Origin of the sequence: Acidovorax sp., from assembly GCF_046339755.1 — a bacterium.
In the GTDB taxonomy this organism is placed as follows: domain Bacteria; phylum Pseudomonadota; class Gammaproteobacteria; order Burkholderiales; family Burkholderiaceae_C; genus Acidovorax.
Map to the genome: position 1 here is coordinate 20,490 of NZ_JBKDTZ010000400.1, position 8,794 is coordinate 29,283.

The following is an 8,794-nucleotide window of genomic DNA, read 5'->3' on the forward strand; positions in this document are numbered from 1 at the left end:
GTGTGTGTGGTGCAGGCCACAAGTGGCCTCGGCGGACCGCAGGCGGCGGGGCGTGCGCCGCATAATCCGGCCGCTTCCCACTTTGCCGGCCATCGACGATGGCCCGCCGCACCACCATGCAATGCCCGCGCTGCAACTGGCAGAACCACGCCTCCTACACCCAATGCTTCAGCTGCCAGGCGCCGCTGCCGGTGGCTGGCACGCAGGCAGGCGCAGCACCGGCACCAGCCCCCTTCGCCTTCCCCACGGCCAAGGCGCCCGCGCCAGCCCCCCGGCCTGCGCCTGCGCAGGCGCACCAGGTCGAGCTGGTCGAGGTGTTTCCCGGCACCTTGGCGCGCCTGGGCGCCACGCTGATCGACGGGCTGCTGATGCTGGTGCTGCCGATCGGCATGGTGCTGGCCTGGGTGTTCGCCCGCCCCGCCTTCGACGCGGCGCCCAATGCCGCCTACCCGGCAGCACTGGCGCTGGCCGTGCTGGGCCTGTTCGCACCCGCTCTGATGGATGCGATGGGCCAGGGCTCGCCGGGCAAGCGCCTACTGCGCATGCGCGTCGCCACGGGCACGGGCGAGCGCCCTGGTGTGGCGCGCTCGATGCTGCGGCATTTCCTCAAGTACACGCTGACCCTGGGGCTCACGCTGGCCGTGCCCTTCCTGCTGCACCGCGTGCTCACGGCCCTGTTCGGCGAACGCGGCCTGCACAGCTCGATGACGGGCACCTTCGTGGTCTCCAACCAGGCCAGCGACACCGCCATCCGCAAGGCCGTGGCGCTGGAGCGCGGGCCCGGCTGGTTCCTCAAGGCCATGGTGGTGCTGGGCGCCTTGTCGGCCTTCAGTTTTGCGGTCATGGTGGGGATTGCCCTGTGGAAGCAAGGCGACGAGCCCGACAACCCGCACCGCGAGCAGGTCCGCCAGTTGGACAAGGCCGCACGCCCCGTGCTGCAACTGGTGGAGAACCACTACCGCGGCAGCGGCAGCTTCCCCGCCAGCGCGGCGGCCATCGGCCTCACGCAGGCAGGGCAGTTGCCGGCAGGCTTCAAGGCGCTGGCCATCGAGCCTGCCAATGGCGTCGTGCGCCTGACCATTGCCGATGGGGCGGGCGAGCCGCTTGCCGGCAAGCACCTGGTCTATATGCCCACGATGAAGAAGCGCAAGGGCCAGAGCGACCTGGGCAAATGGCAGTGCGGCAGCGACGACATCGCGCGCGAGAACCTGTCCTTCGGCTGCCGGCACGCGGTAGCGGGCGCCGCCAGATAGCCCGGCCGCGCGGCGCCGTCCCACGCCGGTGTCGAGCCGGCTCCTACGGCACACCGCGGCAGGGCGCGGTGTGATCGGGGCATGCCCTCGCCTGCTGCCTCCCCCCGCAAGACCCGCCCATCCCGCCCCCGCCTGCCCGGTGGCCTGCGCTATGTGAGCACGGCCATGCCGGGCCTCACGCGCGTGCGGCGCGGCAAAGCCTTCCGCTACCGCAGTCCCGATGGGCAGTGGGTGGTGGACCCGGATGAGGTGGCGCGCATCAACAAACTGGCCATCCCTCCGGCCTATACCAGCGTGTGGATCTGCCCGCTGCCCAACGGCCACCTGCAGGCCACGGGGCTGGACGCCCGGGGCCGGCTGCAGTACCGCTACCACCCCGAGTGGCGTGCGCAGCGCGATGAGAGCAAATTCGGCCGCATGCAGGCCTTTGGCCGCGCGCTGCCACGCATCCGTGCGCGGGTGGCGCGCGACCTCAAGGAAGGGGTCCGCGGCAAGGCCCTGGGCCGCACCGTGGTGCTGGCCACGCTGGTGCGCCTGCTGGACACCACCTTCGTGCGCGTGGGCAACGAAGAGTATGCGAGCAGCAACAACTCCTTCGGCCTGACCACGCTGCGCACCCGCCACGCCAAGCTGCACGGCAGCAAGCTCACGCTGAGCTTTCGCGGCACGAGCGGCGTGCCGCAACAGGCCGCGCTGGACGACCCGCGCGTGGCCCGCGTGGTGCGCCGCTGCCAGCAGCTGCCGGGGCAGGAGCTGTTCCAGTACCTGGGTGAGGACGGCCAGGCCCACACCGTGGGTTCGGGTGACGTGAACGACTACCTGGCCGAGATCACCGGTGCGGACAAGGCTGGCGACGACACGGCCGTGCGCTTCACCGCCAAGGACTTCCGCACCTGGCACGGCACGGTGCAGGCCCTGGAGCTCACGCGCCTGGCCTGCACCGGGCAGACCGGCGAGCCTGCCTACAGCGCCAAGCACATCCTGGCCGAGGTGGCGCGCCAGCTGGGCAACACCCCGGCTGTGTGCAAGAAGTCGTATGTGCACCCGGCCGTGCTGGAGCTGGGTTCGCGCCTGGCGTCCGATGCCGGGCCGGGCATGCAGTCGGTGTGGGAGCGCATCGGCGGCGCCGCATCCCCCCGGGGCTTGAGCGCGGCGGAACGCAGGCTCCTGGCCTTTTTGCACCGGCCCCGCGCCAAGGGCTGCTGAGGTCCTGTCGCCAATGTGCCCAGGCGGGCGCCCCCGCCCCGGGGCGCGCCGCTAAAATTGCTGCAGCGCGGCAAACGCCGGGCCTTTCTTTCGACTTGCCCCGAGAGCAGCCACCCACCATGCTGGATTCCCTGAGCCACGGCATCGACCGCAACCCGCAGCAGCGCCCCTTCCTCAGCCTGGAAGAGCGCGACGCCATCAACCGCGGCCGCTGGTTCGCGGCGCTCACGCCCTCGCTGCGGCACGACATCCTGCGCCTGGGCCGGGTCACGCGCTATGCGCACGGCAAGGTGATCGTCGAGCAGGGCAAGCTCGCGACCGACTGGTTCACCTGCGCCAGCGGGGCCATCCGTTTCCGGCGCACCACGCCCTCGGGCAAGCAGGTCACGCTGGCCTATGTGGAGCCGGGTATCTGGGTCGGCGAGGCCGAGGTGCTGCACCAGGGCGCCAACACCTACGATGCCCACGCGCACGGCCCCACCACGGTGCTCAGCGTGGCCGAGGCGGTGTTCCGCCAGCTGCTGCGCGAACACCCCTCGTTCGGCGAGGCGCTGCTCACCCTGCAGGCGCGGCGCATGCGCTACCTGTACTGGATGATGGAGGACATGGCCACCCTGCCCCTGCGCGCGCGGCTGGCCAAGCAGCTGTTGCACATGCTGCGCCGCTTCGGCGAGCGCGCCGCCGTGCCCGGCACGCGCGGCGCCATCGGCCTGTCGCTGGTGCAGGACGAACTGGCCCAACTGCTGGGCGGCTCGCGCCAGCGCATCAACATGGAACTCAAGTGGATGGAGCGCGAGGGCATCATCGGCATCCACCAGCGCGACATCGTGGTGCACAACCTGGCGCAGCTCGAAGCGCTGGCGCAGCAGGAGGCCTTGCCACCAGGCTGAGGCACCCGCGTTGCGCTATTGGAAGACCACCAGGCCCTGGTCTGCGATCACGACCGGGTAGTCGCCCACCGGCAGGTTTTTCACCTGCACGCTGTTCGTGCCCGCATTGTTGTTCACCACCACGCTGTTGTCCGTGAGCTGGTAGACGCCGCCGTCGAGCAGGTCGGCAAAGCGCGGGCGCAGCGTGCTGCTCTGCGCATAGCGCGGGAAGTGGAAGCCCGAGCAGGTGATGGTGATGGGCGCCGTGCCTGCGGTGGCCGTGGGCAGCTCGGTGGTCTTCTTCCACACCACCAGCATGTTGCGCACCACGCCCGCATCGTTGCGCGAGTACGCATGCACCGTGTGGCCATAGGGTGCCGTGCAGCCGGGGTTGGCGATGCGCTGCAGACGGTTGTCGAAGATCGCCGTCACGTTCTGGTAAGAGCCATAGGCGATCTTGCGGCCCTGCACGGTCTGGTCGCCGTTCTTCGGGCCCGATGCCGGATTGGGGTTGTACTGCCAGGTGCCCGTGCGCAGCAGCCCCTTGGTGTTCTTGGTCGAATCGTAGTGCAGGTCGACGATGGTGAAGATGTTGGTCTCGATGCCGCGCGCAAAGTCGCCCAGCATGCGGCGCAGCATGTACTTGGCCTGGTTCACCTCATCGAAGGCCGCGCCGCCGCACAGCGCAAAGTACTGGCACGCGGTGGAAGGCGCGCCGTTCTCGCCCTGGCGCAGCTTGAAGCCGCGGCCCTCGACCAGGGTCCTGAAAGCGTCGAACTTGGTCAGCTGCGACGGATAGGAGTCATAGTCCGGCAGCCCCCAGTAGGGGTGAAACGCCACCGACACATCGGCATTGGGCACGGTTGCGCCCTTGTTGTCGGCAAAGTAGTTCACCACCGATTGGGCGTACAGGTAACCCTCGGACGTGGCCCCGCCCAGCACGCCGGTGGTGAACGAGCCGATGGTGATCTTCGCACCCGGCTGGATGCTCTTGATCAGTTGCGCGGTCTGCACTGCCAATTGGGCGTAGTCGGCCGCGGGCACATGGCCGTCGGGCTCGTTCCAGATCTCCCAGTCGCTCACCTTCAGGGTGGGCTGGGTGTAGCGCGTCACCGTGGCGCGCACGAAATCCAGCCACTTCTGCCGCCCGGTGCCCGTGGGCAGTGCGCCGCCCAGGCCCTTGGTGCCGCAGTTGGTACAGCCCGCCTGCTCGTTGCCGTAGCCCAGGAACACGAAGGGCTTGACGCCCTGCACGCGCACGCCGTTGACGATGGTGTCGAGCTTGGCGAAGTCGTAGGTCGCGGGGCTGGTGATCACCGGCTCGATGAAGTGCCAGCCCGACTGGATGCGCACCTTGGAGGCGCCCAGCGGCCCCAGGTAGTCGCGCCAGTTTTCAAACGTGCTGAAGCCCCGGTCGGTGGTCTCGCCGCCGATGCCGAAGGGGCTGGTGATGCCGGCGGCCACCATGTCGGCCGTGCTGCGCGGCTTGATCTCGCCGATGAGGCCGAAGCCGGGCCCCGGTTGGGCGACGGCGGTGGTGGCGCAGGCGGCGATGGCGAGTGCTTGCGCGAAGGCTTTCAAGTTCCAAATCATTGTTGTCTCCTGTTTGTTTCTCTGTCTTGTGTCGGCTCGCAGGTGTGCGCAGCCATGGGTTGTGGTGGGAGGTGCTCAGGGGTGGGGTGAAGCTCCTTTCAAGTGGGAAGCCCGGCAAGCAGCCACGCAGGCGCGCTCTGGTAGACCACTGGCCGCAGAAAGCGCTCGCAGGCATGCAGCCCCACCGAGGTGAATGCTGGTTGCGTGGACGAAGGCCAGGGGCCGCCATGCTGCTGGGCACGCGTAACCGCGACCCCGGTGGGCACGCCGCCGAACAGCACGCGCCCGGCACGCGCCGTGGCCACGGCGACCAGCTGGCGGGCCAATGGTGAATCCGCCTCGGCACCCCAGAGCGTGGCGACCAGCGCGCCGGCCATCGATTCCAGAACCGGCGCCAGCCCGCTCGCGTCCTCACAGACCACGACCAGCACCGCGGGCCCGAAGACTTCGTGGCGCAGCGCTGCCTGGTGCGCCGGGTGCACGAAGTCCCTGGCCTGCACGGTGGCGAGCAGCGGGCCCATGTGCTCGGGTACGGGTTCCACCAGCACATGCACGCCGGCACTGCGGCGCAAGGCCTGCGCCGCAGCCAGGTAGCTTTGGGCAATGGCCGGTGTGAGCATGGGGTGCACGGGCGCAGCCGCCAGTTGCCGGGCCAGCTCACCGATGAAGCGGCGCGGCGCCTCGCCATCGGCCATCACCACCACACCGGGGCGCGTGCAGAACTGGCCCATGCCCAGGGCCACCGACGCCGCCAGTTGGGCCGCCAGGGCATCGGGCGACTGATCGGAGAAAGCCGCAGGCAACACCACCAGCGGATTGACCGAGCCCAGCTCGCCAAAGAAGGGAATGGGCACGGCCCGCTGCGCAGCCAGGGCCTGCAGCGCAAGCCCGCCACGCCGCGAGCCTGTGAACGCCACCGCCCGGATGTCGGGGTGCTGAACCAGCGCGGCGCCGTGCTCCACCGAAGCACCGTCCACCAGCCCCACCAGGCCGCTGGGCAGACGTTGCGCCTGCAGCACCTGCTGCACCCGGTGGAACACGGCGCGCGACAGGCGCAGGTGGGCGGGGTGGGCACGCACCACCACCGGGCAGCCGGCAGCCAGTGCCGACGCGGTGTCACCCCCCAGCACCGAAAACGCGAACGGAAAGTTGCTGGCCGCAAACATGGCCACCGGCCCCAGCGGGACCAGCACCCGCTGCATGTCCGGCCTGCCGCGCGGCGGCGGCCCGCCGATCGCAGTGTCGTGCTCCACCGCATGCAGGCCGCCGGCCAGCACGAGGTCCGCGAACGCGCGCAGCTGAAAGCAGGTGCGGTCCAGCTCGCCGTTCAACCGGGCGACTCCCAGGTGGGTCTCCTCATGCGCCAGCGCCACCAGGGGCTCGCGGTGCTCCTCGAGCACCTCTGCCAGCGCCTGCAGCAGCGCGGCCCGGGTTGGCGGGCAACTGGCCGCCCACACGGGTGCGGCCAGCGCCGCGTCGGCGGCAGGGTCAAGGGAAGAAAGGAGCGGTTCGCTGTGCATGGCGGGAAGCTGTAGAGAAAGGAACGGTCGGCAACAGCCAGCACGCGCACCCCGGGGAGATGCGAGCGCAAGGCGTTTAAGAACCTGTCCAAAGCCTTTTTGGAGCCGCAAAAAGACTTTGAACAGGTTCTAAGAAGGGCGCGGTGGCGCCCCGGGGGTCAGAAGTTGTGCTTGAGGCTCAGGTCGAACAGCGTGGTGCGCGTGAGCTTGTCCTGCTTGGCGCTGCCGATGTTGGCCAGGATGGAGGTGCGCTTGCTCAGGAAGTGCTCGTAGCCCACCGACAGCTTGGTGTTCGCGTTGCCCGGCCCCTGGGGGTCCAGGCGCGAAACCGCCAGCTTCACCAGGTGGGTGGACACGGGCACGCGCGCCGTCAGCGAGACATTGCTGCTCTCCACATTGTTGACCTTCGAACGCGCATACAGCAGGGCCGGGCGCACCACGCCGAAGTCGTAGGAGGCGGCTGCCATCCACATCTTCTGCTGGGAGGTGGTGCTGTCATAGGCCGTGCCCACGTACAGCGGACCGGAGGTGTACTCGATGTTGGCACCCGACGTGTTCGAGCGCGCGCCCTCGCCCGCGCTCCAGGCGATGTTGGTCGAAAAGCCGCCCCACGTGGCGCTGCGCAGGCCGATGGTATTGTCGCTGCGGATGCCGCTCACGGGCACGCCGTAGTTGGCCAGCAGGTGGCGCGGCCCGGGCGTGGCCACGGTGTCGAAGCCCCAGGGGTCGGCCTTGAGCGCCACCCAGAAGGCGGGGATGTACTCGCGCCCTGCATACACCGTGCCCCAGGCCTTGGGGGCGCCCGCATACACATAGGAGCGCGCCTCGAAGAAGGGGTTGTGGGCCAGGCCGGTGTCGGCGTCGAAGCGGTGCTCCATCTGGAAGCCGGCTTCCAAGCCACCGCCCAGGTCTTCCACTCCGCGAAACCCGATGCGACCGGCGGACCCCTGGCGCACCTGCCACATTTTGGCCGCGGGGCCCGAGGGGCTGATGCCGCCGTTGGTTGGCGTCGTGCCCGCATTCTGGTGGAACACGCCCAGGTCGACGCGGCCATAGATGGTCACGGACGACTGGGCCAGGGCCGGCAGGCAGGCGGCGGCCGCGCAGGCCAATGCGCACTGGCGGGCAAGGTGTTTCTTCTTCATGTCGCAAGTCTCCTCTGGGTTGTGAACCGGGCGTCTCTCCCGATGTTCTGGATTGTAGATTTTAGATTTTATAAAATCTGAAATGGAGTATATACTGGCAACATGGACGCACTCAACACCCCCACCTACATTCGTTTGCGCGACCAGTTGCGCAATGACATCGTCGAAGGCGTCTGGGCCCTGGGGGCCCACATCACGCTGACGGAGCTGGCCAAGCACTACCAGGTGAGCCAGAACCCGGTGCGCGAGGCGCTGCTGCAGCTGCAGGGCGAAGGCGTGGTGGCCATGCGCATGAACCGCGGCGCCGTGATCCCCACGGTGGACGCGCTCTACATCAACCAGCTCTACAAGATCCGCGGGGCCATCCAGTCCATGCTGGCGGCCGACGCAGCCACGGCGGCCAGGCCGGCCGACATCGACAGGCTGGTGGAGCTGGAAGCAATGCGCCAGGGCGCGGCCGACCGCTCGGACATCCCCGCCTGCGTGACCGCCAACCGCGACTTCCACCGCTACATGGACGGCATCTCGGGCAACCGCATGGCGGTGGAAATGCTGGAAGGCCGCTCAGCGCTGGTCGACGCCGTACGGCGCAGCAAGGGTTATGGCGACGCGCGGCTGGAGATGGTCACCGTGCAGCACGCGCAGATGATCGAAGCGCTGCGCACCAACGACCCCAAGACCGCGGCAGCCATCGCTTTCGAGCACGCCGAGATGTCACGCAAGGACTTGCTGGCCATGCTGCCCACCCCATAGCGCGCCTTAGCGCCCCCTTTTTCCCCGAAAACTGCAATGCTGCACTCCCTGCCAGACAGGGAGCGGGATTGCCTACGCCCAAAAAACTGAAGGAGACACCACCATGCAAGCCCGATACTCCCGCCGACTGGCCCTGCTCGCCCTGGCAGCACTGAGCGCACTGGCAGGCGCCAGCCCGGCGCAGGCCCAGAAATTTCCCGACAAGCCCATCACCCTGTACTTGGGCTTTGCGCCGGGCGGCAGCGCCGACACGGTGGCCCGTACCCTGGCCGAGGAAATGGGCAAGAACCTGGGCCAGCGTGTCATCGTGGACAACAAGGGCGGCGCCTCGGGCAACATCGCCACGCAGACCCTGCTCAACAACCCGGCGGACGGCTACTCGCTGGTGTTCGCGGCCATCCACTTCGCCACCAACCCCTGGATCGGCGGCGTGAAGTACGACCCGGCCAAGGACC

At 68.8% G+C, this 8,794-nt stretch carries 8 protein-coding genes; 5 read left to right on the plus strand and 3 right to left on the minus strand.

Annotated elements, in window-relative coordinates; genetic code table 11:
- The first annotated feature begins 98 nt into the window (after positions 1-98).
- The 3 genes from ACK59X_RS34175 to ACK59X_RS34185 all read left to right on the plus strand — a co-directional run bounded on the left by ACK59X_RS34175 (position 99) and on the right by ACK59X_RS34185 (position 3,349).
- On the plus strand, positions 99-1,253 hold the full coding sequence (locus ACK59X_RS34175) for an RDD family protein (RefSeq protein WP_409963889.1): 1,155 nt from the start codon (positions 99-101) through the stop codon (positions 1,251-1,253).
- Positions 1,254-1,334: 81 nt separating this feature from the next.
- Complete coding sequence (locus tag ACK59X_RS34180; protein WP_409963891.1) at positions 1,335-2,459, plus strand: DNA topoisomerase IB; 1,125 nt, start codon at positions 1,335-1,337, stop codon at positions 2,457-2,459.
- Positions 2,460-2,578: 119 nt separating this feature from the next.
- Complete coding sequence (locus ACK59X_RS34185) at positions 2,579-3,349, plus strand: Crp/Fnr family transcriptional regulator (RefSeq protein WP_409963893.1); 771 nt, start codon at positions 2,579-2,581, stop codon at positions 3,347-3,349.
- Positions 3,350-3,364: 15 nt separating this feature from the next.
- Here the strand turns inward: ACK59X_RS34185 and ACK59X_RS34190 are convergent, their stop codons facing one another.
- The 3 genes from ACK59X_RS34190 to ACK59X_RS34200 all read right to left on the minus strand — a co-directional run bounded on the left by ACK59X_RS34190 (position 3,365) and on the right by ACK59X_RS34200 (position 7,586).
- Positions 3,365-4,921: a hypothetical protein gene (locus ACK59X_RS34190; RefSeq protein ID WP_409963895.1), complete on the minus strand. Its 1,557-nt coding sequence runs from the start codon at positions 4,919-4,921 to the stop codon at positions 3,365-3,367.
- Between the two features lie 98 nt (positions 4,922-5,019).
- On the minus strand, positions 5,020-6,441 hold the full coding sequence (locus ACK59X_RS34195; protein WP_409963897.1) for an aldehyde dehydrogenase family protein: 1,422 nt from the start codon (positions 6,439-6,441) through the stop codon (positions 5,020-5,022).
- Positions 6,442-6,599: 158 nt separating this feature from the next.
- The gene (locus ACK59X_RS34200) at positions 6,600-7,586 is read right to left on the minus strand and encodes a porin (RefSeq protein WP_409963899.1); all 987 of its coding nucleotides are present in this window, start codon (positions 7,584-7,586) and stop codon (positions 6,600-6,602) included.
- A 102-nt stretch (positions 7,587-7,688) separates the two neighbouring features.
- On the opposite strand from ACK59X_RS34200, the gene ACK59X_RS34205 reads away from it, so the two are divergent.
- Positions 7,689-8,339 (plus strand): GntR family transcriptional regulator, encoded by a 651-nt coding sequence (locus ACK59X_RS34205; RefSeq protein ID WP_409963901.1) that lies wholly within the window; start codon positions 7,689-7,691, stop codon positions 8,337-8,339.
- A gap of 103 nt (positions 8,340-8,442) precedes the next feature.
- On the plus strand, positions 8,443-8,794 hold a 352-nt coding region (locus ACK59X_RS34210; RefSeq protein WP_409963903.1), incomplete at its 3' end, for a Bug family tripartite tricarboxylate transporter substrate binding protein.

Bases quoted from the DNA above. Each gene is read 5' to 3' on its own strand.
- ACK59X_RS34175 (WP_409963889.1), top strand. From the start codon at position 99: ATGGCCCGCCGCACCACCATGCAATGCCCGCGCTGCAACTGGCAGAAC.
- ACK59X_RS34180 (WP_409963891.1), top strand. From the start codon at position 1,335: ATGCCCTCGCCTGCTGCCTCCCCCCGCAAGACCCGCCCATCCCGCCCC.
- ACK59X_RS34185 (WP_409963893.1), top strand. From the start codon at position 2,579: ATGCTGGATTCCCTGAGCCACGGCATCGACCGCAACCCGCAGCAGCGC.
- ACK59X_RS34190 (WP_409963895.1), bottom strand. From the start codon at position 4,921: ATGATTTGGAACTTGAAAGCCTTCGCGCAAGCACTCGCCATCGCCGCC.
- ACK59X_RS34195 (WP_409963897.1), bottom strand. From the start codon at position 6,441: ATGCACAGCGAACCGCTCCTTTCTTCCCTTGACCCTGCCGCCGACGCG.
- ACK59X_RS34200 (WP_409963899.1), bottom strand. From the start codon at position 7,586: ATGAAGAAGAAACACCTTGCCCGCCAGTGCGCATTGGCCTGCGCGGCC.
- ACK59X_RS34205 (WP_409963901.1), top strand. From the start codon at position 7,689: ATGGACGCACTCAACACCCCCACCTACATTCGTTTGCGCGACCAGTTG.